Consider the following 23,087-nt stretch of genomic DNA (forward strand, 5'->3'; position numbering starts at 1 on the left):
CGGCCTCTGCAAAGCCTGCTGCTGCGAAACCCGCAACCAACAAACCGTCCGCCTCCGCCACCAAGGCAGCTGACGCGAAAGCGCCCGCAAAGTCTGTGGCGGCCACAAAACCTTCGACAAGCAGGACACCGAAACCTGCTGCTGCAAAAGCGCAGACCAAGACTGAGGCCCAGACTGCTGCCAAGCCGGCTGCCAAAAAAGCGGCTCCGGTGAAACCGGAAGCAGCGAATGCTTCCAAGGCGAAGACAGCCGCTCCTGAAGCTTCTGCACCGAAGGCAGCAGCTTCGAAGGCCGCTGAACCGAAAGCAGGTTCTACAGCATCAGCAGGCGCTGTTCACGGAACGATCACCGGCCCGCTTGTGATGATCGGTCTCGGGTCCATCGGCAAGGGAACGCTGCCGCTGATCGAGCGTCATTTCAAATTCGACAAGAGCCGGTTTACCGTCATCGACCCGGTTGATGGTGATGCCAAGCTGGTGACCGACCGGGGATACCGGTTCGAAAAAGTCGCCCTGACGCCTGAAAACTACAAGGACATACTCACGCCTTTGCTCACGGAGGGAGAGGGGCAGGGTTTTGTCGTTAATCTGTCTGTCGACACTTCATCGCTGGACCTGATGAAATTCTGCCGCAAGCTTGGCGTGCTCTATATCGACACGGTGGTCGAACCCTGGCCGGGGTTCTACTTCGACGACACCGCAACGGCAGCCGACCGGACCAATTATGCGCTGCGAGAGGCCGTACGACGCGAAAAGAAAAAACATCCTGGCGGCACTACGGCAGTTTCCTGCTGCGGCGCCAATCCCGGCATGGTCTCGTGGTTCGTGAAGAAGGCGCTGGTGGATATCGCGACCGATACCGGCGTCAAGTTCAAGGAACCGTCCAGCCAGAAGGGCTGGGCCAAGCTGATGAAAAAGGTGGGTGTCAAGGGCATCCATATTGCCGAGCGTGACACTCAGCGAGCCAAGGAACCGAAACCATTTGGCGAGTTCTGGAACACCTGGTCGGTGGAAGGTTTCCTTTCCGAAGGTTTCCAGCCTGCGGAACTCGGCTGGGGCACGCATGAAACCTGGAAGCCTGCGAATGCCAAGAAGCACAAGAAAGGCTGCAAGGCGGCGATCTATCTGGAACAGCCGGGCGCCAACACCCGTGTGCGGACCTGGTGCCCGACGCCAGGCGCGCAATATGGCTTCCTTGTCACGCACAATGAAGCAATCTCCATCGCCGACTACTTCTCCGTGAGCGACGGCAAGAAGGTCAGCTACCGCCCGACATGCCACTATGCCTATCATCCGGCGAACGTAGCCGTGCTCTCGCTGCATGAACTGTTCGGCTCCGCAGGAAAGGTTCAGGAGACGCTGCACGTTCTCGACGAAAGTGAATTGCAGGACGGCATCGATGAACTCGGCGTCCTGCTCTACGGTCACAAGAAAAACGCCTACTGGTTTGGCTCCCAGCTGTCTGTCGAGGAAGCCCGGGACCTTGCGCCGTATCAGAACGCGACCGGTCTGCAGGTGACTTCGGCCGTTCTGGCCGGGATGGTCTGGGCGTTGGAGAACCCGGAAGCGGGCATCGTCGAGACGGACGAGATGGACTACAAGCGCTGCCTCGAAATTCAGCTGCCGTATCTTGGGCCGGTCAAAGGCTATTATACGGACTGGACACCTCTGGAGGGGCGGCCTGGCTTCTACAAGGAAGATATCGACACCAAGGATCCCTGGCAGTTCCGTAACATTCTGGTGCGATAGCGAAAAAGGGCAACCTTTGTTGAATATAGCCGCCGGGTAACTCCGGCGGCTTTTTTGTTGTTTGTTGAAATTCGGAAAGTCGCCGAACGCGAAAACTTTGTGATCTACATAACATTCTTGAAATAGATCTTGGCAGAATATACGTCATAGGGTGCAACCATTCGGCGAGGGCAAGGTGAAAGTCGATCAGGCAAGACTGAACGCTGCCATCCGGGGCCTTTATGAGGCCGCGGTTACGGCGGAGCTCTGGAAGCCGGCCATGGAAGAGGTGACTGACGCCCTCCAGGCAAAGAGTTGTCACTTTTTCTCCAACAACCTGACAGATGCGGGGGACGACCTCTTCGTCACGGTTCGCATGGATCCTGATTTTCACAAGGATTACATGGGCACTTACGCAGAGCTCGATGTCAGGTATCCGCGCATCCTGGATGCACCGGTCGGAAGAGTTCTGCACGGAGATCTTCTGTGGACCGACGAAGAGCGGATGGCCAGCCCCGTCTATCACGAGAACCTGCTTCCTTTCGAACTCTACGAGGTAACTGGCGCCCAGCTCGCCATGCCTGATCGGTTGAGCTGGCTTGGCTTTTCTCTCTATGACGAGGAGCCTTGGGAAAAAGACCAGCTTGAGGCACAGCAGCTGATCCTCGGCCACACCCGGCAGGCCTTGCGGATCCATCTGACACTAGCGGAAGCAAAAGCGAATACGGAAACGCTCGGCAATCTCCTGACGGCACGCGGGCAAGGGATAATCCTGGTGACCGCAGGGGGCAGGATCGTCTTCGCGAACGATCAGGCCGAAGCCTTGCAGCAAGAACAGGTTCTGAAAATGAGCAGCCGGGGTCTTGTCTTCCGGGACAGAGCCTTGAACCGGCGTCTTGCGCTTGCACTGGATGCCCTTCACTTCCGTTCGAGCGTGCCTTCGGGCGAGACCGTTACGCTCACCGATACAACGGATCATCAGATCGGCGTCCGCTTCCTGCCCGTTCCCGGAGGGATCGGTGGTGGTGGCTCGATGCTGGCTGTCCTGTGTATTCCGCTCCACATGCAGCATGGGCCGGACCCATCGGAGATCAGGCAATTTGCCGGATTGTTCCGCCTGACACCTTCCGAGGAGCTTGTGGTTGGCGCGATCGCGTCCGGGCAGGATCTGTCGCAACATTGCGTTGAACGCGGCATCTCACTCGACACCGCGAGAAAACACCTGAAGAATACAATGGCCAAGGCCAACTGCCGCTCGCAGAAAGACCTTTTGCGGCTGGTCGAGCGGTTCTGCTTCTTCCGTCTTCGCTGACCTGCGAAGCTCTTGCCATCCGGAATGCCTGACAGATTTATACTGGATCCGTTGTCGCTGATCTTGCCGGACCCGGGCCGCCTTGCGTTGTTTCCCCCGGTTCATGTCTAGACCGTTTGCGCCTGCTGTTCAGGCAGTGTCGCTGGTCACAGGAGGCCGGGAAGGGGATGAGCTAACAAGAGACGGTGACAGGGCTCGTGTCAGGTTCAAACGCTGGTGACAACGGTTGCCATCTACCCGAACCTGACGGGCAGCCGACCGTGAAAGAACCGGGCGCAAAACGAACCCGGGCTGTTGAGGCATAAAAAGGACAATGACAGTGCTGAACTCCATGGAAACGACTTCGCGAACCGATGCGCATCCTCTTGGACCGGAAAGCCGTCATGCCGGAACCACCAGGATCCTGCACTGGATTATTGCCGCTTTGGTTCTGGCGACATGGCCACTGGGCTACGTGATCAAGTTCGTGAAAAGCGATGTGTCCCTGGATTTCTACCTGCTGCACGAAAGTTTCGGCTTTCTGGTGCTCTGGCTGATGCTGGTTCGTGTCGGCAACAAGCTTGTTGCCCGAAAGCCGGCGGAGGAGGGCCCGGCTCTGGAACAACTGGCGGCCAGCGTCGTTCACGGCCTCCTCTATCTGTTCCTGATCGTCATGCCGGTCAGCGGGTTTCTGGCAACAAACGCCCACGGATTTCCGCTGAGCTGGTTCGGCCTGGTTCCGGTCTGGAGCCCGATCGGCAAGTCGCCAGACATTGCGGGGACACTGTCGGCCATTCATTCCTGGAGCGCATGGGCTTTGCTGGCACTGTTTGCCCTTCACATCGGCGCGGTACTGTTTCACCACGTTCTGAGGCGTGACCGGACACTCTACAGGATCCTCTGAGCCGAACGGCCAGTGCTGGGCAACGCTGACCGCTTCCTCCCGTGGTGAGCGTCAATCGATCAGCCGCACCACCTCCAGGGGCTCAACTCTGCCTTTTACCTGATGCTGGCCGATGGACCGGTACTCAACGGTGTTGCCAAGGCGCTTGGCGATCTCGCTGGAAACGAGGATCACCACATCGGAGCTGCCGTCGATTTCCTTGCCGAGGCTCTCCAGCCGGGAAGCGGCGTTTACCGTGTCGCCGATAACCGTGTAGTTGACCCGCTCCGGTGCGCCGATGTCGCCAACGACAAGCGGTCCCATGTGAAGGCCGATGCGAATACGCACCGGGGCTTCACCGCGGGCAACGCGTGCAATGTTGTCCGCCCGGATGGCTCGGGCCATGCCGATTGCCGCTCGGGCGGCAGGCTCTGCCGGATTTTCCAGCCGTTCCGGAGCGCCCCAAAATGCCATGACACTGTCGCCGATGTATTTGTCGATGGTGCCGCCTTCCTTTGTGATTTCGGCGCCGAGCAGGGACAGGTGATGATTGACGAAGGCAGCGGTTTCGGTTGCCGTCATGCCTTCGGAGGCCGAGGTGAAGCCGGCAATGTCGGTGAACATAACCGCGACTTCTCGTTCTTCCGGCGGCGCATACGCCCGGCCTTCACGCAGGAGTTTCCTGACCAGTGTTTTGGGTACGTACCGGCTGAAAGCGGTCAGGCCGCTGACCATGGAATTGAAACCGTTGGCGAGGTCGTCCAGTTCGCGCACGAAGCTGCCTGGCAGGTGCTCGGCAGAGTCCAGTTCAAGATCCGCGACGGCCCTTGCCCCAAGCGCTGCCCGGCGGATCGGCTGGCCGATGCGGTGGGCAAGAAAGCCGGCGCCGATCAGCGACAGTCCGAGGAGGGCGATGCCGATCAGTATCGCATCGCTCAATTGCTCAAGCGGCTGCTCAAGAACCTCCGCCGGAAAATGGGCGCCGATGGAAATCGGCAACCCCGTCGGGCCGAGGTCCGGGCTTTGGAGGACGACAAACCGCTTGTTGCCAAGGGCATCATAGCCGGCACGCATTTCGTGTCCCTGGCGTATCCCGTAGCCTGATGCATCGACTGTTTCGGTCGATTTGAGGGTTTGCAAAAAAGTGTCCGGAACGTTCTCGAGTTCAATCAGCGGACTTGTCGGCGACAGAAGGTTGAAGACCTCCGACAACGCAGGATGAGCAATCAGACCGTAGGTCTGCGGGTTGATCATGAACACCTGAACCAGGCCGGTGGAGATGTCGCTTGTGACTTCCGACAAGCGCTCCATGGACATGGCCATCAGGACGAGGCCTTCGTAATCACTGCCGTCAGGGCCGTCGGACAGGATCGGTTGAACGTGAGCGATATAGGTGTGCTGGCGCTGAGGATAAAAGGCCGGGCCAGACCAGAAGGGGGCTGTCTTGTCCCTTGAAGACGAGATCAGACCCGCAAGGGCATGCGTTTCGTCGGTCTTCGGCACGAATTGGGGTACAAGAATTCCGTCTGCACGGCCCCGGTCGACTTGGATGAAATTGCCGTTCCTGTCGGCGACGATGACAAAGGAGACATGCTCCATGGCCGATAGCGCACCGAACATGTAGTCGGCGACTTCCTGAGGACGGCGCAACAGGATGCTGCCGGTGGAAAGCGCTGCCGTGGTAAAGGAGCTTGCTTCCTCGACGGCTTCTATCTGGGCGGAAAAGGCCTGCTCCAGGGAGTGCATGCCCGAGTTGATCAGCGAGCCGCCCAGGTTGCGCACGACCTTTTCGGACGTGGCCGCCTGAACGATCAGGACAAGCGCAGCGGTTATGAAGACAAAACCACCGATGACCGTCGTGAGCGTCGGCGTGATGTGAAGGCGCCTGTTAAAGGGCAAGTGCTTGGCCTGCGTACTGAATTTCGACGCAATACCCATACCCTGATAACGTGGCGAGGCAAAGCGCGGGAGACCGGATGAAACCGTGAGGATTGCAACGGATGATCGGCTCGGTGCTAGCCACGCAGCCGAACGACCTCGACCGCTGCCGATTTCCCCTTGACCTTGTGCAGTCCGATAGCCTCCTGCTCGATGCTGCTGTCGAGACGCTTGGCGATCTCGCTGGAGACGAGAATCACAACATCGGCGTCGCCGTCGATCTCCTTGCCGAGGCTCTCCAGCCGGGAAGCGGCGTTTACCGTGTCGCCGATGACAGTGTAGTTGACTCGCTCCGGTGCGCCGATGTCACCGACGACAAGCGGTCCCATGTGAAGGCCGATGCGAATACGAACAGGTGCTTCACCGCGGGCAACGCGTGCAATGTTGTCCTCCCGGATGGCACGGGCCATGCCGATTGCCGCACGAGCGGCAGGTTCTGCCGGATTTTCCAGCCTTTCCGGTGCGCCCCAGAATGCCATAACACTGTCGCCGATGTATTTGTCGATGGTGCCGCCTTCCTTTGTGATTTCGGCGCCGAGCAGGGACAGGTGGTGATTGACGAACGCAGCGGTTTCGGTTGCCGTCATGCCTTCGGAGGCCGAGGTGAAGCCGGCGATGTCGGTGAACAGCACTGCAACCTCCCTTTCTTCCGGCGGGGCATCCGCCCGGCCTTCGCTCAGAAGTTTCCTGACAAGTGTGCCCGGAACGTAGCGATTGAAGGCTTTCAAGCCGCCTAACATGGCATTGAAGCCCTTGGACAGGTCGTCCAGTTCCCGGATGATGCTGGAAGGCAGCGGGGCTACGGTCGAAAGGTTCAGATCCGCCACTTCTCTTGCCGCGACCGAAGCACGTTGCACCGGTCTTGCAATCCGTCTCGCCAGCAAAACCGCGCCAAGCAGGGACAGGACGAGCAGTCCGCCACCAATAAGTAGCGCCATCAGCAGTTGTTTCAGCGGCTGGGAAAGGTACTCGGCAGGAAAGTGAACACCGATCCTGACCGGAAGACCCAAAAGGTTTTCGTTCTTCTGTTCAAGGATCACGAACCGTTCGGCGCCGTCAGGGGCAGTGCCGGAATAGACAGCCAGCTTCTCGGAAATGTCGAAGGACTCATTCTTGACTCTCGGCATGTCCTTGAAGCCAGCCAGAAAGGCATCGGGCAAACGATCGACATTCAGAAGAGGCATTTCTGCTGTCAGGTCATCGAAGGATTTGTGAAGGTCGGGATGGGCGACGATTTCGTCTGATCCCTCCTTCATGAGAAAGACGGTTATGTCGTCTGTCGAAACGTGCCAGGTGATTTCGGACATTCTGTCGAGCGACATGCCGATCATCAGGCTGCCACGGTAGGTCTTGCCATCATGCAGCGGGCGCACAAAGACGTAATAGGTGTGCTCGCGGTTCGGCATGTAGAACGGCTCGCTCCAGAAAGCACCAGACTGCTTTTTCGCGCGTTCCGCCAGCGGAGCCAGGATCGGAATATCCTTCGCCAGATTGACGTTGCCGCCCAGCAGCTTGCCGTCCGCATCGCCTCTGTCGACATCAACGCCTTCGCCATTTTCGTCTACCAGAACCAGAAAGGAGACCTGCTCCATCGGGGCGAGCGCGCCGTAAAGGTAAGACAGGATGAGATCAGGATCATCGACCGGCAGTTCCTTGCGCTCATAGGTCAGCCGGGTGAATTCGGCAGTTTCGGTGATGGCATGAAGCTGCTCGACAAACGCCGTTTCGGCTGCATCCATGCCGATATCGACCAACTCACCGCCCATTCTCCTGACGACTTCCGAAGAAGTGACGGCCTGGATGAAGAGGATCGCAGCCGCGGTCACCAGCACGAAACTGCCGATGACGGAAGCAAGGGTCGGTGTGATGAAGAGTTTCCTGCGTGCTGGCACCGTGACGTCCCGATTGTGAGTTGTGTCGTCGTAAGCCGATATCTCTTTCAAATTACGCCGCGCGTAGCAATCGGGGAACAGCACAGGAAGCTTGAAACCTGTTTCAGATACAAAAAGACCCGCACGGGGCAACCGTGCGGGTCTTGGTTTGTTGCGCTTGGTAAAGCGTGCGTCAGGAGGTCTTTTCTGCCCGGTCGAACGTGTGACCGTAGTCCACGGCAATCTCGTAATCCGGATCTTCAAGGACCGAGACTTCGACAAGGTCGCCAGCCTTGGCCAGCAGCTTCTTGCAGTCCGGCGACAGGTGGCGCAGGTGCAGTCGCTTGCCAGCAGCAAGGTATTTCGAGGCGAGGGCGTCAATTGCTTCCAGGCCGGAATGATCGACCACGCGGCTGTCGATGAAGTCGACGACAACGTCCTCGGGATCGTTCAACGGATCGAAGAGGTCGGCAAAGCCTGTGGTGGAGCCGAAGAACAGCGGGCCGGTCAGGCGATAGACCTTCCAGCCCTCCTTGCTGGTGCCGATGCGGGCACGGATCCGGCTGGCTGCATTCCAGGCGTAAGCAAGCGCGGAGATGATCACACCGACGACAACAGCGACCGCGAGATCCGAATAAACGGTGACGCAGGTGACAATGACCATCACAAGCGCGTCGATTGGCGGGATCTTGTGCATGATCTTCAGGCTGGTCCACGCGAAGGTGCCGATGACCACCATGAACATTACGCCGACCAGGGCTGCGACCGGGATCCGTTCGATCAAGGGCGAAGCGATGACGATGAAGGACAGCAGGAAAAGAGCTGCGGCAATGCCGGAAATCCGGGTGCGTGCACCGGATTTCACGTTGATCATGGACTGGCCGATCATGGCGCAACCACCCATGCCACCGAAAAAGCCGGTCACGACGTTCGCCGTGCCCTGTGCAAGGCATTCCTTGGACGCGCCGCCCTTGGTGCCCGTCAGGTCAGCCACGAGGTTCAACGTCAGCAGGGATTCAATGAGGCCGATGGCTGCCAGGATCACGGCATAAGGCAGGATGATCTGCAATGTGTCGAGCGTCAGCGGCACCATGGGAATGTGGAAATCCGGCAGGCCGCCGGCGATCGAGGCGAGATCGCCAACCGAGCGGGTGTCGAGGTTGAAGCCGAGCACGAGCGCGGAGACAACCAGAATGCCTGCAAGCGGCGCAGGGAAAGACGATGTGATCTTGGGCAGGAACCAGATAACAGCCATGGTGAGGGCGATCAGGCCGAGCATCAGATACAGCTGGGAGCCTTCCATCCATGTCAGTCCGCCAGCGCCATCTGGAACCTTGAACTGGCCGAGCTGTGCAAGGAAGATCACGATCGCAAGGCCGTTGACGAAACCAAGCATGACCGGATGGGGCACCATGCGGATGAACTTGCCCCACTTCAGCAAGCCCACCACGATCTGGATCAGGCCCATCAGCACGACGGTGGCGAAAAGGTATTCCACCCCGTGCTGGCTGACGAGGGAGACCATCACCACGGCCAGTGCGCCGGTCGCGCCGGAAATCATGCCGGGACGACCACCGATACAGGCCGTAATCAGACCGACAAAGAACGCCGCGTAGAGACCTACCAGCGGATTGACGCCGGCAACAAAGGCAAAGGCCACGGCTTCGGGAACGAGCGCCAGGGCAACTGTAAGCCCGGCCAGAAGTTCGGTTTTGATGCGGGACGCATCCATTTTCAACGGTTGTTCAGGCGCAACGGCCTCCGCGCGTGCTGACACGGGCTGCTCCGGATATTTGGTGTGGTTTTTTAGGTCAGCGCCAATCCCTGCCCGGATTTCCACTTTTGACCTGGATCAATTTGCCACCTTCTAATCGATTTTTTGCAACGCAGCAAGGCGGGCCAGGCAGGAGCAGCCATGCGTTGACCGGGGTTCTTCCTTGATAAAGGTTCGATGGTTGCCTGTTGAACCAGTAAAGCGCGTGTATGACAGGAGTTTTCCGTTAAGGAAGAAGAATTGGTTCTTGCTGGATACAATTTACGATATTGCAATAATACGAGCGATAATATTTGATGAAATTGGGTAACAACTTTAATTCTCTGATTATTTGGGGTTGTTGTTGTGTCAATTTCTCGTGTCTGTTGCGTTGCTTTTTCCTTTTTGCTTGCGGTGTCAGCAGGCGCCGCACGCGCGGACGAGATGATCATGGCCACCGATGACTGGCCGCCCTTCCGGATTTCGGAGGGAGATACCTTCATCGGGCTGGATCTGGACCTGATGGACGAAGTTGCCAGGCGCACAGAAGCCGAACTCCGGATTGCCAAACTGCCCTGGGGGCGGGCGCTCACCGAAATGCAAGGGGGCGGCGTCGACGTCATGACCGGGCTGGCTTTCCGTCCGGACCGGGCAGAATATATCGCCTATACCGATACGCCTTATTTCAGATGCACGACCGCCTTCTACACCATCAAGGGACAGGCCGATAAGATCCGGAGCTACGAAGACCTGGCGCCATACCAGGTCGGCTACGTGTTGCATTCGGCCTACTTCGAAAGGTTCGACAAGGACAGGTCATTGGACAAGGTCGGCGTTGCGCAGGAGCAGATCCTGATCGACATGCTGATGAAGAGGCGTTTCGGTATCATGATCGGTACGGATTGCCAGGTGGACTACCTGATCAAACGTCAGGGGTTCGCCGACAAGATTGAAAAGGCGCCGTATAATCCGGGAAACTCGGTCGACCTGTATCTCGGTGTTTCCAAGAAATCGGGTTGGGCGGCAAAGCTCGATGAACTGAACCGTGTCATCAAGGAGCTTGTCGACGAAGGCTTCATCGACAAGATTGCAGAGGACTAGTACGGCACGCACTCCTAGCGTTGCCAACTCCTTTGATCCTTGAAGTCTTTTCCTGACTGGCGGAAGGAGAAACATGCAAGCGCACGTTATTGGTTATTCATAATAGATTGTACAACCGCATTGCAATCAGCTTGGAAAGTCTGCAAATTGTCCCGTAGGGTTATTGCTCTAGATACGGGACTGCGGAGGACGTGACCGCAGTCAAACGGCTTGTTTTGAACGAAATTGTCGTGCAGGCAGCTTAAGGAGGGCGGAATGCATCGGCTCATGTTTTGCGCCATGCTGAGCGTTCTTCTTCTGATGTCCAGCGCCCGGGCACAGGACGTTCTCAAGCTGTCCGGTTTTGAAGCCCCAAACCTGACCCCCGTTGCCGAGAGTATTCTAAGTCAGGCCTATGGGGAGTTAGGCATCCGCATCCAGAAGGTTATCACCAGCCCTCGCAGGGCACTGCTGGATTCAGCTTCCGGCAAGACCGACGGTGAACTGGTGCGGATCAGGACCATCGAAGCCGATCACAGCAGCCTGTTGCGTGTCGATGTTCCGATTATCCTGGCTCGAACCTTCGCCTATGCGAACAAGCCTCAGCTTCGCGGCAAGTCCTTCAAGCAGCTCCGGCATTTGCGGGTCGGCCATGTGGCGGGCGCACGGTTCGCCGCTGAACTGGCAGATGGGTTTGCAGAGGTATGGACCGCAGATACGCCCGAACAATTGTTCGAGATGCTCCAGCGAGACCGGATCGACCTTGTCATAGCCGGGGAGAGCACGGGGCGGCGCATTATCCGCGACCGCAAGCTGGTGGGTGTCTTCCCGTTGCGACCGTCTTTGCAGGAGGTCGCATTCTATCACTATCTGCATGAAAAACATGCGGATCTGGTGCCCAGGATCGAGGCCGTTCTGAAAAGAATGCTGGCGGTACCAGTGGGTGAGGAAACCGACGGTGTCGGTGAGACGACGCCGGAGAAAGATGGACACGTTCTGCACAAGACCGGCTTGAGCTGAAGGTTTTACGCGGGCTGCACGGCCGACGAGACGCTGCGAGGAACACTATGCGCACGAAGAGGCTCATCTGTCTGCTGGCCGGGTTCCTTCTGGCTACTGCCGCTTCCGCGGGCGAGAGAATTGTGCTGTCCGGGTTTGAGGCTCCCGGTTTGACCCCGGTGGCGGTCGGATATCTGCAAAAAGCCTATTCGAGCCTTGGGATCGAACTGGAGATTGTCGAAAACACGCCAAGCCGGGCACTGGTGGAATCCACCTCCGGCAAAACCGATGGCGAAGTGATCCGGATCGGCTCTGTGGGGGACCGTTATCCCACCCTCGTCAGGGTGGATGTGCCGCTGCTTTCTGTTGTGGCCTATGGCTACACCAACCGCGCAGACCTGAAGGACAAATCACTGGAGGATCTTAAATCCCTGCGGGCAGGGCATGTGCGCGGGGCTGTCTTTGGCGAAATGGCGGCCAGCGGGTTTGCAGAGGTCTGGTCGGCTGAAGAACCGGAGCAGCTGTTTCTCATGCTGAAACAGAAGCGGCTCGATCTGGTTTTCGTCCGCGAGTTGAGGGCGAAGGAGATGATAGAGAGGTTCGGTCTTGAGGATGCTTTTTCTCTCCCGTCCAGCCGCAAGGAATATGCCTTCTATCATTACCTTCACGAGCGGCACCGGGATCTGGTGCCTCGGGTGGAGGAGGCCTTGCGCGCCGTCCTGGGTGAGAAGGACAAGGATACCGGGGATGGCCCGAGCTAGGCGGGCCAATCCGCTGCTCCGGACTACTGCCCGCCGGATGCACGGTTAGCTGCCGGTTGCTGGGCCTGGCCCAGGCTTGCTCCGAGAAGGGCGGCCGCACCGGCAAAGCCGCTGTCTCCACCGACAACTGTATTGGGAACAAGCTTGCCGACGAGGCCGACCAGCTCCGGTTTGCGTTCCAGCGAGGTCAGCAGTTTCTCCAGTGCCTGCAGGAGCGCTACGCGGTCCTGGCCGAGAACGTCGACTTGCGCTCTCTGGCCTCGGGCAAGTTCCTCCAGATACTGGCGCTCGGCGCGGCCAAGGGCAGCGCGTTCCTGTTCGCGCTGATTGGCCACCTGCACGGCTATCTGGGCTTCCACGAGACGGGGCTGTTCGTCCGCCGTGGAACGTGCCTGTTCCGTTTCGATGCGTTTTTGCTGCGCATCCGTTTCGCGTTCGTAGGCAGTGGATAGCTGATCGGCCAATTGCACGCGCAGGCGGGAGACCAGCAGTTCCGGCGGGATGGCCGGTTCGCCCAGACGGATCTCGCGAATGTCGACGCCGGCCTTGTTGCCTTCGATTTTGATCTGCTGCTCGATGGTCTGTTCCAGGGCATCGCGGTTTTCGATGAGATCCAGAACCTTGGTCGGGCGCACGGTGTAGGTCGCGGGCTGCACCGGCGTTCCGTCGGCATTCTTGTCCTGCACGCGGATCGAGGCACCGGCGACGTTCCTCACGATCGAACGGATGGCCGGTGTCAGGATGCGGTTTTCAATCTCCTCCAGTCCGCCGACGGAGCCGACGACCACGGGTGCATTGTCAGGGTCGACCTGGACGAGGGCGCGCAGTTCCAGGGGAATGTCCCAGCCTTCCACCTTCACGTAGACCGCCCGGTCGGCAGCGTCGCTGGGGATCTGTTCCTGCACGGAGCGTTCGTTCTGCTGGATATTGCCCTGTTGATCGACCGAGAGATCGATGATGCGTTTTACGTAGCCGCCCTTGTATTCCCAGGTCTGGACGCGGGTATCGACCAGCGTCACTTCATAGGCCTGCCGGTTGAGGTAATAGGCCCCTGGGAAGAGCGGGTCTTTCCAGATGCCGACGCAGCCTCTGGGTACCAGGGGAACGGTAAGCGCCTCGCGGGAAACAGAGGAGGCAGAGACTTCTTCCTCGATGCAATTGATGCCGGGCTGACTGACATTGGACTTGACCACACCCACGTGCCCGGCGGGGATAATCGTCGCGTTGGTATTCTCATCGAGGCGAATGTCGAAGAGATACCGGTTCAGACGGTATTGCCCGGGCTTCAGCACCGTTTCCTGCGGTCCGCGCAGACCGCCCTTTGTCAGGAAGCTGTCGGCCTTCAGCATGTCGCCGACATCTGCATCTGCAATTGCCGGTGCCATGAACATGCCGGAGGGCATGGCGTCGCCGTCGAGTGCGGTCAACTGGCCATAATAGCCTTCGGGAATGGTGACGACGTCCCATTCCTCGAAATCGTAGAGCACCCGGACAAGCGGAATGAAATGAAAGCCGGGCCCGAGGATCTGGGCCTGCGGGCCTTTTTCGCCGTCCAGGGCAAGGATGCGGCCCTCAGGCAACTCCTCGAACGCATAGATCCTCTTCAGGTGACCAACACTGTTGGCGTCCACCAAGATGAAGGAAGAGGACAGGAGCATGAAGCCGCCGATCAGCACCAGAATGATGCCCATGAACCGGCTCGAAAAAATTTGAACCAGCCTGTGACCGCCGGCGGGAACTCCGGCTCTTCGAAGAATGATGCTGGCTCCCAGAAGGATTGCCACAATTCCAATAGTCACACCGAGCATCACGTTTCCTCCGCCAAGGTTCCGATGCGGAACCTATCTGACTGCGGGTGATGGACTGAGTCAACGACACTCATGTGACACGTGGTGGTCGAACTGCGCCTGGGCCTCGTTCAGATGAAAAAGCTCGACGGCAAACGCGGGTAGGATTAGAACCGGCGAAAAGACGCTCGGGAGGAACCATGAAGCCGACCAATCCGGTCTTCACCGGCATTGCCACCACCGTGTTCGAGACCATGTCGCGCTTGGCAATGGCGCATGGGGCAGTGAACCTCGGACAGGGATTTCCAGATGTCGACGGGCCGGTGGATATCCGGCAGGCGGCAGCTGATGCGTTGTTGCAGGGGCCGAACCAATATCCGCCCATGTTGGGAATACCGGACCTTCGCCAGGCCGTTGCCGAGGCCAATCGCCGTTTCTACGGTCTCGAGGTCGATCCGCAAACCGAAGTGATGGTGACTTCCGGTGCGACCGAGGCGTTGGCGGATTGCATTTTCGCGCTGGTCTCGCCGGGTGACGAGGTCGTGCTGATCGAACCGCTCTACGATTGCTACCTGCCGCTGGTGAAGCAGGCCGGCGGCATTCCCGTGCGCGTCCGGGTGACCCCGCCCAACTGGTCGCTGGATGCTGAAGCTCTCAAGGCAGCCTTCTCCGACAAGACCAAGGCAGTTCTCATCAACAACCCGATGAACCCGACGGCCAAGGTGTTTTCAGACGAAGAGCTTGCGTTGGTCGCCTCTCTCTGCCGCCAGTATGATGCCTATGCGATCTGTGACGAAGTCTACGAGCACCTCGTCTTTGACGGTCATAGGCACACACCGCTGATGGCGCTGGACGGCATGCGCGAGCGCACGGTGCGGATCGGCTCTGCGGGCAAGACCTTCTCGCTCACCGGGTGGAAGGTCGGCTATGTCACCGGGCCTGCCGCGCTGATGGACCCGATTGCCAAGGCGCACCAGTGGGTGACCTTCACGACACCGCCACATCTGCAAAAGGCTGTTGCCTATGGCCTGCGCAAGGACGACAGCTACTACGATGGCCTGTCGCAAGACCTTGCCGCAAAGCGCGACCGCATGGCGGCAGGCCTTGCCGCCCTCGGGTTTTCCGTTCTGCCTTGCAATGCAACCTACTTCCTGACATGCGGGTTCGAAGGGCTGGGGCTTGGACGGACTGATGTCGAGGCGTGTGAAACCCTGGTCACGGCCGCCGGTGTTGCGGCAGTTCCCGTGTCTGCCTTTTATGGATCGGATGCGCCCGAGGGCTACATTCGCTTCTGCTTCTGCAAGCAGGATGCCGTGATCGATGAAGCGCTCGCCCGTCTTTCCGCATTTTTGACTGCGGCCCGGGCCGAATCCGCTTAGCCTGATAGTGTGAAACCTTGGAAATGAGAAACTTCATGGACAATCCGGCTCTGGTCGACGTCACCCGCGGCACCGTAATCGAAAGCCTGCATCGGGGCAGCATTGCGATCGTCGATAGCGCCGGAAAGCTGGTTTTCGGTATCGGCAATGTGGAAGCCCGGGTGTTTCCGCGCTCCGCCATCAAGGCACTTCAGGCATTGCCCCTGGTTGAATCGGGAGCGGCGGAAGCGCTCGACTATTCAGATGCCGAACTGGCACTTGCCTGTGCGTCTCACAACGGAGAGGAAGTTCACGCCAATTCGGCACGGGTCATGCTGATGAAGGCAGGCCTTGCCGAAGACAATCTCGAGTGCGGCCCGCAGTGGCCCCAGCGGATGGAAGATGCAGCCAAACTTATCCTGGCTGATGAATCGCCCTGCGGCCTGCACAACAACTGCTCAGGCAAACATGCCGGTTTCCTTGGCCTGGCCAAGGTTATGGGTGTCGAGACACGCGGCTATGTAAACGCGGAACACCCTGTGCAGCGTGAAGTTCGCAACGTGATGGAGCAGATGACCGGCGATACTCTGTCCGAGGATGTCTGCGGAACAGACGGCTGTTCAATCCCGACCTACGCTTCACCTTTGCGCAGCTTCGCGCGCGCCTTTGCCGCCTTTGGAACGGGTGAAGGGCTGGAGCCGCTTCGGGCAGAGGCTGCCGAACGGCTGTTTGATGCCTGCATCAACGAACCCTACATGGTTGCCGGGACAGGCCGTTTTTGCACCAGGGTGATGGAAGCTTTCCGTGGCCGAGTGTTCGTCAAGACCGGAGCCGAAGGTGTCTTCTGTGCTTCCATTCCCGAGCTTGGTTTCGGTGTCGCGCTGAAATGCGACGACGGAGCAACCCGGGCGTCCGAAGTGATGATGGCAACCGTTCTGGAAGCGATGCTGGAGCTGAACGATGATGAGGCAGCTCTGCTTGACGGACTGGTGAACCCGCCGATCCTGACCCGGGTCGGTATCCAGGCCGGACACATCAAGCCGCGCGAAGAGTTCCTGACCGAGTTGAAAGCAGCGCTGCCTTAACAAGCCGGCGCACTCTCAGGCTTCATTCCTGGCTCTCACCTTTTTCCGTTTAGTTTCAGATGCCGCTTTTTCGGCTCTTGAGGCAGAGGCGTGTGACGAGCGCTTATGATCTGGCTCAAAGATCTTTTTTCATCAGCACCTTGTTGCCGTTTCTTTCCAATTCACTCCAGCCCAGGTGCGCGTAAAGAGCAACGTTCTCAGGCATGGCGACATGGGTTGCCAGTTGTATCTCGGTGGCTCCGCTCTCACTGGCGAGGACCTCTACGGCTTCGATCAACAGACGCCCGATGCCCATGCCCCTGATATCCGGATCGACGGCTATGTTCATGAGATGAGCACTTTGGCCGTGGAGACCCAGGATTGCGCAGCCGACAATGCGGCCATCCGTTTCGGCAACGAAGACCTGATTTTGCCCGATGTCTTCCTCCAGGCCGGAGGAGACGTCCGGCAGGTCTGGCAAGGTTGATTTTACCGGTGCATAGGCCCTGTCGATGCATGTTTTCAGGGCCGGGACGTCTTGCAATTTGGCCATGCGGATGGCTGGTTGAGCGCTTGGTTCTGTCACAGGAGTTGTCTCATGGCACATCGTCCCGATTTGTCTTTCCGTTTCACCCACGCGATCACGCGCACGCCCGCCGACAGCGTGGCCGACGGCATCCGTGCGGTGGACACGGGCAACCCGAGTGGCGAAAAATTCAGGGCAGAACATGAGCGTTATGTCTCGGCCTTGCAAGAAGCCGGCTTGACGGTTGACGTTCTGCCGCAGCTTGAAACTTACCCGGACAGTTGTTTTGTTGAGGATCCTGCCTTCTGCCTGCCTGAAGGCGCCATCCAGCTTCGGCCGGGCACGGCCAGCCGGGAAGGCGAAGGCGCGGAGATCCGTGCGGCGCTGGAAAGCCGGTTCGGCAAGGTTGTCGACCTGCCGGGGAACGGTCATGTCGACGGCGGCGATGTCCTGATGCTCGACGACGTCATCCTGATCGGCCTGTCCGCCCGCACCGACCGGGAGGGTGCCGATGCCTTTGCCGGGTTGCTGGGCGAGTGGGGCTACAAGGCCGAAGTCTGCGAGACACCCGATGGCGTGCTGCATTTCAAGACGGCCTGTTCCACCCTTGGCGACGGCGTCATCCTGGCGACCAAGGTCATGGCAGACAGCGGCTTTTTCGGTGACCGGGAAATCGTGGTCGTTCCGGAAGGGGAAGACTACGCTGCCAACGTCATCCGTGTGAATGATGTCGTGATGGTGCCGGAAGGCTACCCGAAGACATTGGCAGCTATCGAGGCGGCCGGTTTCACGACCGTCGTCCTGCCGACCCACGAAGCCCGCAAGGTCGATGGTGGCCTGTCGTGCCTCTCACTGCGCTTTGCCCTGGACTGATTGCTCCAGAGCTTTGCAGTTCTGACAGCGGTTCGTCTTGGGCCTGTGAACGCGCGTAAGTGCGTTCTCGGGATGAGTTCATTGAGAAGCATCAGGCATTCGGACTCCATAGCATCCACGCCGTTCGGTTTCTGCTTGAACGGCCTTTGTTTCAGGCACAGCCATGGCATGGATTGCAGGGTCAAGCCCTGCAATGACTGGGATTGGGAAGTGGTCAGTCTTTTGGTTTGAGATGCGAATTGCGCTGGCTGGATCTTGTCCCTCGGCGTGCGCATCTCTCTCGTCATGCCATGGCTTGACCATGGCATCCATTCCGTTTCCGCTCGTAAGGTTTTAACCTGAGTTGTGGAGAGAGCGGTCGACAGGATGTCTCAGAGGACGAGCGCGTTTGTGCCGGGCGGTCGGGTCGGTCAGGCGGCTATCTGGTTGCCGTGAACGGTGAGATTGTCGAATTCCGAAACATTGTTCAGTTCACCGGTCGCTTTTTCGAGCCAGCGGTAACCGTTGATCGCGCCCTGTTGCGAACCTTGAACGATGTTGTTGGTGATGACGGCAGCGCCCGCGCCATCAACCACGGTTACGGCAATACCCGTGCCGCAGTCCCGAACAACGTTCTGGGAGGCTGCGATGTTGCGCATATAGGGACCCCAGCCGAGCATCAGGCCGAATTTCGGTGCGCCCTCCACCACATTGCCGGTCAATGTCGTATCCGCTTCAACGGCGATGCCGATGCCGAAGCCGGCCACTTCCGGCGGGTAGGGGCCTTCCTTCTTGATGTTGCGGATCAGGTTGCCGGAGCAGACCGCCATACGGCCGCCATCCATGAAGTTGGCGATGGATATGCCGATCGTACCGCCGTCAACGATATTGTTGGCAATGACCGCTCCCTGGAAACCGAACTCGGAATAGATCGCCGTTTCTCCGGAGCGCAGGCAGGAATTACCGATGATCTGGACGTTGGAACCTGCATTGGAGCGGATTGCGGAGAAGGCGCAATCCGCCACGCGGTTGTTGGAAACCATGACGCCATGAGCGCGGAATACATTGATGCCGTTGCCGAACTGGCCGGTGCCGCCGTAGCGGGCGCCGATACGTTCCACCCAGTTGCCGGAAACGATGGTTCCGTCCTCGCCTTCGCGCCAGCGGTGCACCCAGATGCCGCCGTTGGCGCAGTCGGTCACCGTGTTGCCGGTTATGGCAAGGCCGTTGGCCTCGTTCGAACGCAGTCCCGCTTCCGCGGCACCGGAGATCCGGCAATTTTCGACCCGGCCTGAACAGCGGTCCAGCAACAGTCCCATCTTGGAAGAACCGGTGATCTCGCAATTGTCCAGCGTGACGTTCTTGACGTTGATGAAATGCAGCAGTCCCTCGGTGAAATCGCCGATGGATCGATTAGCGCCATCGAAGGTAATCCCGGTCAGACCGACATTGGCAACATCCTCGGCACGGATCAACTGACCGCCGCCGCCCTGGTAGACGAGCCGTGTTCTGCCCGGAACCCCGACAATCAATGTGCCAGAGGGAAGGCGCAGATTGGCGACCGGATAGGTACCGGCAGGCAGGAACAGCGCGCGGCCACGCTCAACGGCACGATTGACGGCATTCTGGAATTGAGCGGTCTGGTCATCTGCCGCGTTGGGCAGAAGACCAAGATCCTCTGAGTCGATAGAACCGCGCAGGTCGGCAACCTTCATCTGGGCCGTGGCGACTGTCCCGGAAAGACACAATGCTGTCCCGGCAAGAAACGCGCGTCGGTTCAGTTTTGAAAGATTACGTGTCATCGATCCGGCCAATTGCTTTCCGACGTCCCGGATTGGGATGCGCCTCAAGTGTCTATGGCTGAAATCGCAAGAGCCGTGCCGAATTGGCATTTGCGAGACCGCACACTGTAACCGGCGGAAAAAAAGAGACCGGCCAGACACAGGGTCTGGCCGGTCAGGTAACCGGTCTACAGGGGCAGAAGAGACCGGTCAGAGGCAATTAGAGGCTGCTCGGGTCAACGCTTTCCAGACCAACCCAGTTTTCGTCAGCCTTGGAAATGAAGCCCGGTACGTCCTTGTTCCAACGTTCCTGGATCGACGGTGCGAGGTTCAGGTAAAGCTTGTTGTCGACGATCTTCCACAGGTCCGGGTCACCATCGACCTTCACGCCCATGGCAGCACCGAAGGCGCAGAAGCCGCCGTATTGCGGAAGATATTTTTCCGGGTTCTGCTTGAAGAGATCGCGGTTCTCTTCAGAGGCGAAACGGTAGGTGGCGCCGTTGTGAACTTCGGTAATGGCAATGTCGCCGTCCTGCGGAGCGCCATTGACGAAATAGGAAACCGGATCGACACCGCGCAGGGCCAGGCCGGTGATGGTGGCGTTGACATCAAAACCGGCACCGAAAGCGCTGGAGACAAGCCCGGTGACGACGACCAGGGCGGCAACTGAGCCGCGAATGAGGTTTGCAAACATCTGGAGACACTCCCAAGGGGTTGAATTGGTCCGGCAAAGACGTGTTCAAGCGATCTTGAGAAAGGAACCGATTGGTTCCTAATCGGTCGCACTTGACCAACCCTGCCGGTGGTTCCTAAATAGAGTTAGGAACCGAATGGTACAAAACACAAGCGCGTGACACGCGGTTGAGTTTTTTGTGAAGTGGCTTGACGGGAGATCGCATGGCAAGACCTCGGGAATTCGACGCCGATGAGGCATTGGAAAAAGCCATGGAGCTGTTCTGGGACGTTGGCTACGACGAAGCCTCGCTGTCCGAACTGCTCGATGCCATGGCCATTACGAAGGGTTCTTTCTACAAGGCGTTCCAGGACAAACAGTCGGTCTATCTGGCGGCACTCGACAGGTACAACGATCAGGTTGTCAGCAACACGGTCGCTTTTCTTGGTGATCCTTCGGAAGGGGCTGGACGGGACCGGATACTTGCCTTGTTCGGCCGCATTGCCGACCTCGCCCAGAAAGATGGCGACAGGCTTGGCTGCTTTCTGTGCAATGCCCTGGTCGACAAGGCGGGGGGTGCAGAAGCAGAGGCAAGGCTGCAGGCCATGACAAGGCGTCTGGAAAACGGTTTTTACCGCGCGCTTCAGGACGATGGGCTTGAGGGAACGGAAGCTCGCGGCACCGCGCGCGGCGTACTGACAGCCTATTTCGGCTTGCGGGTTCTCGGCCGGGCGGGATTGTCCGCCGACATGGCGGCCGACTGCATCCGCCAGGTCGAGAGATTGCTTGGCCGTATGCATTGAGGCAGGGGCAGGAGCTGGAGCAAGTGCTATATTGAAGCTCGGGGACTTTTAAGCCGCGAAATACTGAATTTCAGATAACCCAATACCACCTCATCCTGAGAGAGCACGAAGTGCTGTCTCGAAGGATGGACGACACATTCCGGAGCAAGCGGTCCATCCTTCGAGACGGGCTTTCAGCCTTCCTCAGGATGAGGGAGATGGGATGAGGGGAAAGTTCTTCAGGAGAGTGTCCCGAGCTTCCCCCTATCGCAGGCGCCTTGCCAGTTCGCGCAGAATACGGACCGCGGCTTCCTCGATGACAGGGTAGGCGGGTCTCGTATCGCGCGGACCTTTCGGCAAAGCCGGAACGTGAACGAAGATGCTGGCAATGCCCGAGCCGATGGAATCCCATAAGGTGGCATTGCAGAGATAGGTTCCGGCGTTGGTGGAAAGCTGTGCGGGCGCACCTGCGGCAAGCGCAGCATCGCGCAGGGCCCTGGCAGGCAGGGTTGAGCTCCGCGCGCGCTCTTGAGAGATTGCCAGTTCCGGCCTGACCGGTGCTCTGCCCAACGCATCCGGACGCACGCGTACGGCTTTGTTGACGGCCCTTGTTTCAATATTGATCGTTCTCCGCGTCCCGTCGACGCCGAAGTGCACGATGGCGTCTGGCGAAAGGGTGGTGCGGAGCCGGTCTGTGACATCCTCACGCCCTGCCCAGGTTGTCGGCAGGACATGGAAGACGAAGTCGACACCTGACTGATGCGCCCCAATGCGTTTGGCGAGCCGTCTCATGAGGCGCTCCGTCGGATTGACGGGTGCCCCCGGGAACGGCGAAAAACCGGTCACCAGAACGGTCTTGCGTCCTGAAGTGTTCATTCGCCAAGCCCCATCAAGGTCGCTAATTCGTCCACCGCGAGCGAGACAGCGGTCTTGCCGCCGCGCACTTCCTCCTCCAGGGATTTGAGACGGTCGGCGGTACGCGTGTTCGATGTCAGGGCTTCCATCATGCGCTGTTGAAGCATGTCCCACATCCAGGCGACTTGTTGGCCGCTGCGTTTTTGATGCCATTCACCGCTGGCCTGCATGCGCTCGCGAAACACCGTAATCTGCTCCCACAGGTGGTCCAGCCCTTCGTTGGCGAGGCCAGATACCGTGATGACAGGCGGTGTCCATGTGGGTGACTTGGGAGCAAGAATATGCAGCGCTGCGCGATAGTCCGAGGCCGCGGTACGGGCACGGGTAGCGCCGTCGCCGTCGGCCTTGTTGACGGCGATCATGTCGGCGAGCTCAAGAACGCCCTTCTTTATGCCCTGAAGCTCGTCACCGGCGCCAGGCAGCATCAGGACCAGAAAGAAGTCGACCATGTCGGCAACAGTGGTTTCCGATTGCCCGATGCCGACGGTTTCAACCAGGATCACGTCGTACCCGGCGGCCTCGCACAACAGCATGGTTTCGCGCGTCTTCGCGGCGACCCCGCCAAGCGTGCCGGCGGAAGGCGAAGGGCGGATGAAGGCGTTCGGATCCACTGCGAGCTGGGCCATTCGTGTCTTGTCACCCAGGATCGACCCACCGGTACGGGTGGATGACGGATCGACCGCCAGAACGGCGACCTTGTGCCCGGCGGCAGTCAGGTTGGATCCGAGCGTGTCGATGGTCGTGGACTTGCCGACACCTGGCACGCCGGTGATGCCGACCCTGAGGGCCTTGCCTGTGAGGGGTAGCAGTTCCTGGATCAGATGCTGGGCAAGGCGGCGATGCTCGCGCTTGCGCGATTCCACAAGCGTGATGGCGCGGGCAAGCGCAGCGCGCTGTCCGGCTTTCAGACCGTCCGCCAGCTTCGCGGGGTCGAGATTTCGTGCCGTTGTCATCATGCCTCAAGGTGTTAGCGCAGGATTCGGCAAAGGTCACTGCCGCCAAAGGGTGAAGACGCATTCGCGACGCGTTCTGACGGCGCAAAACAG

20 protein-coding genes are annotated in these 23,087 nt (G+C 59.0%); 10 read left to right on the top strand and 10 right to left on the bottom strand.

What is annotated here, in order from left to right; genetic code table 11:
* Positions 1–362: 362 nt before the first annotated feature.
* The 3 genes from ACP90_RS11495 to ACP90_RS11505 all read left to right on the top strand — a co-directional run bounded on the left by ACP90_RS11495 (position 363) and on the right by ACP90_RS11505 (position 3,922).
* Positions 363–1,748, top strand: a complete 1,386-nt coding sequence (locus ACP90_RS11495) for a homospermidine synthase (RefSeq protein WP_062491535.1) — start codon at positions 363–365, stop codon at positions 1,746–1,748.
* Between the two features lie 175 nt (positions 1,749–1,923).
* Positions 1,924–3,039, top strand: coding sequence for a hypothetical protein (locus ACP90_RS11500; protein ID WP_145915756.1), 1,116 nt, complete (start codon positions 1,924–1,926; stop codon positions 3,037–3,039).
* A 313-nt stretch (positions 3,040–3,352) separates the two neighbouring features.
* A complete protein-coding gene (locus ACP90_RS11505) occupies positions 3,353–3,922 on the top strand; it encodes a cytochrome b (RefSeq protein WP_286145754.1) in 570 nt (189 codons plus the stop codon).
* 51 nt (positions 3,923–3,973) lie between these two features.
* Here ACP90_RS11505 and ACP90_RS11510 read toward each other — a convergent pair whose 3' ends face one another.
* From ACP90_RS11510 to ACP90_RS28225, 4 genes are all read right to left on the bottom strand, one after another.
* Positions 3,974–5,800, bottom strand: coding sequence for an adenylate/guanylate cyclase domain-containing protein (locus tag ACP90_RS11510; RefSeq protein WP_208993508.1), 1,827 nt, complete (start codon positions 5,798–5,800; stop codon positions 3,974–3,976).
* Positions 5,801–5,916: 116 nt separating this feature from the next.
* The gene (locus tag ACP90_RS11515) at positions 5,917–7,731 is read right to left on the bottom strand and encodes an adenylate/guanylate cyclase domain-containing protein (protein WP_062491539.1); all 1,815 of its coding nucleotides are present in this window, start codon (positions 7,729–7,731) and stop codon (positions 5,917–5,919) included.
* Between the two features lie 172 nt (positions 7,732–7,903).
* Complete coding sequence (locus tag ACP90_RS11520; protein WP_055656639.1) at positions 7,904–9,442, bottom strand: SulP family inorganic anion transporter; 1,539 nt, start codon at positions 9,440–9,442, stop codon at positions 7,904–7,906.
* 74 nt (positions 9,443–9,516) lie between these two features.
* Entirely contained in the window at positions 9,517–9,921 is a 405-nt protein-coding gene (locus ACP90_RS28225; RefSeq protein ID WP_145915757.1) for a hypothetical protein, read from the bottom strand.
* On the opposite strand from ACP90_RS28225, the gene ACP90_RS11525 reads away from it, so the two are divergent.
* The 3 genes from ACP90_RS11525 (at position 9,914) to ACP90_RS11535 (ending at position 12,303) form a co-directional block, all read left to right on the top strand.
* Positions 9,914–10,564, top strand: coding sequence for an ABC transporter substrate-binding protein (locus tag ACP90_RS11525; RefSeq protein ID WP_208993509.1), 651 nt, complete (start codon positions 9,914–9,916; stop codon positions 10,562–10,564). The two genes, ACP90_RS28225 and ACP90_RS11525, sit on opposite strands and share 8 nt — an antisense overlap.
* Before the next feature lie 255 nt (positions 10,565–10,819).
* Positions 10,820–11,563, top strand: coding sequence for a hypothetical protein (locus ACP90_RS11530; protein WP_062488422.1), 744 nt, complete (start codon positions 10,820–10,822; stop codon positions 11,561–11,563).
* Between the two features lie 47 nt (positions 11,564–11,610).
* Entirely contained in the window at positions 11,611–12,303 is a 693-nt protein-coding gene (locus tag ACP90_RS11535; protein ID WP_062488423.1) for a transporter substrate-binding domain-containing protein, read from the top strand.
* A gap of 23 nt (positions 12,304–12,326) precedes the next feature.
* On the opposite strand, the gene ACP90_RS11540 is transcribed toward ACP90_RS11535, so the two are convergent.
* Complete coding sequence (locus ACP90_RS11540) at positions 12,327–14,111, bottom strand: SPFH domain-containing protein (RefSeq protein ID WP_062488424.1); 1,785 nt, start codon at positions 14,109–14,111, stop codon at positions 12,327–12,329.
* A 179-nt stretch (positions 14,112–14,290) separates the two neighbouring features.
* Between ACP90_RS11540 and ACP90_RS11545 the strand changes: the two genes are divergently transcribed.
* Positions 14,291–15,469, top strand: a complete 1,179-nt coding sequence (locus tag ACP90_RS11545; RefSeq protein ID WP_062488425.1) for an aminotransferase — start codon at positions 14,291–14,293, stop codon at positions 15,467–15,469.
* A 35-nt stretch (positions 15,470–15,504) separates the two neighbouring features.
* A complete protein-coding gene (locus ACP90_RS11550) occupies positions 15,505–16,533 on the top strand; it encodes an asparaginase (RefSeq protein WP_062488426.1) in 1,029 nt (342 codons plus the stop codon).
* A 115-nt stretch (positions 16,534–16,648) separates the two neighbouring features.
* Here ACP90_RS11550 and ACP90_RS11555 read toward each other — a convergent pair whose 3' ends face one another.
* Positions 16,649–17,065, bottom strand: coding sequence for a GNAT family N-acetyltransferase (locus tag ACP90_RS11555; protein ID WP_208993510.1), 417 nt, complete (start codon positions 17,063–17,065; stop codon positions 16,649–16,651).
* A 45-nt stretch (positions 17,066–17,110) separates the two neighbouring features.
* Here ACP90_RS11555 and ACP90_RS11560 point away from each other — a divergent pair, with 45 nt between their 5' ends.
* Positions 17,111–17,911: an arginine deiminase-related protein gene (locus ACP90_RS11560; RefSeq protein ID WP_023000954.1), complete on the top strand. Its 801-nt coding sequence runs from the start codon at positions 17,111–17,113 to the stop codon at positions 17,909–17,911.
* 410 nt (positions 17,912–18,321) lie between these two features.
* Here the strand turns inward: ACP90_RS11560 and ACP90_RS11565 are convergent, their stop codons facing one another.
* Both ACP90_RS11565 and ACP90_RS11570 read right to left on the bottom strand, forming a co-directional pair.
* Entirely contained in the window at positions 18,322–19,692 is a 1,371-nt protein-coding gene (locus tag ACP90_RS11565) for a TIGR03808 family TAT-translocated repetitive protein (RefSeq protein ID WP_082809915.1), read from the bottom strand.
* A 199-nt stretch (positions 19,693–19,891) separates the two neighbouring features.
* A complete protein-coding gene (locus tag ACP90_RS11570; protein WP_023000956.1) occupies positions 19,892–20,365 on the bottom strand; it encodes a YHS domain-containing (seleno)protein in 474 nt (157 codons plus the stop codon).
* A 203-nt stretch (positions 20,366–20,568) separates the two neighbouring features.
* Between ACP90_RS11570 and ACP90_RS11575 the strand changes: the two genes are divergently transcribed.
* Positions 20,569–21,147 (top strand): TetR/AcrR family transcriptional regulator, encoded by a 579-nt coding sequence (locus ACP90_RS11575; protein ID WP_062488428.1) that lies wholly within the window; start codon positions 20,569–20,571, stop codon positions 21,145–21,147.
* Positions 21,148–21,390: 243 nt separating this feature from the next.
* Here the strand turns inward: ACP90_RS11575 and ACP90_RS11580 are convergent, their stop codons facing one another.
* Together ACP90_RS11580 and meaB are read right to left on the bottom strand one after the other, a co-directional pair.
* Complete coding sequence (locus ACP90_RS11580; RefSeq protein WP_062488429.1) at positions 21,391–22,002, bottom strand: peptidase C15; 612 nt, start codon at positions 22,000–22,002, stop codon at positions 21,391–21,393.
* On the bottom strand, positions 21,999–22,997 hold the full coding sequence (gene meaB, locus ACP90_RS11585) for a methylmalonyl Co-A mutase-associated GTPase MeaB (protein ID WP_088665200.1): 999 nt from the start codon (positions 22,995–22,997) through the stop codon (positions 21,999–22,001). Before meaB ends, ACP90_RS11580 begins: the two co-directional genes overlap by 4 nt.
* Between the last annotated feature and the right edge of the window lie 90 nt (positions 22,998–23,087).

It is taken from the genome of Labrenzia sp. CP4, assembly GCF_001579905.1.
GTDB lineage: Bacteria > Pseudomonadota > Alphaproteobacteria > Rhizobiales > Stappiaceae > Roseibium > Roseibium algicola.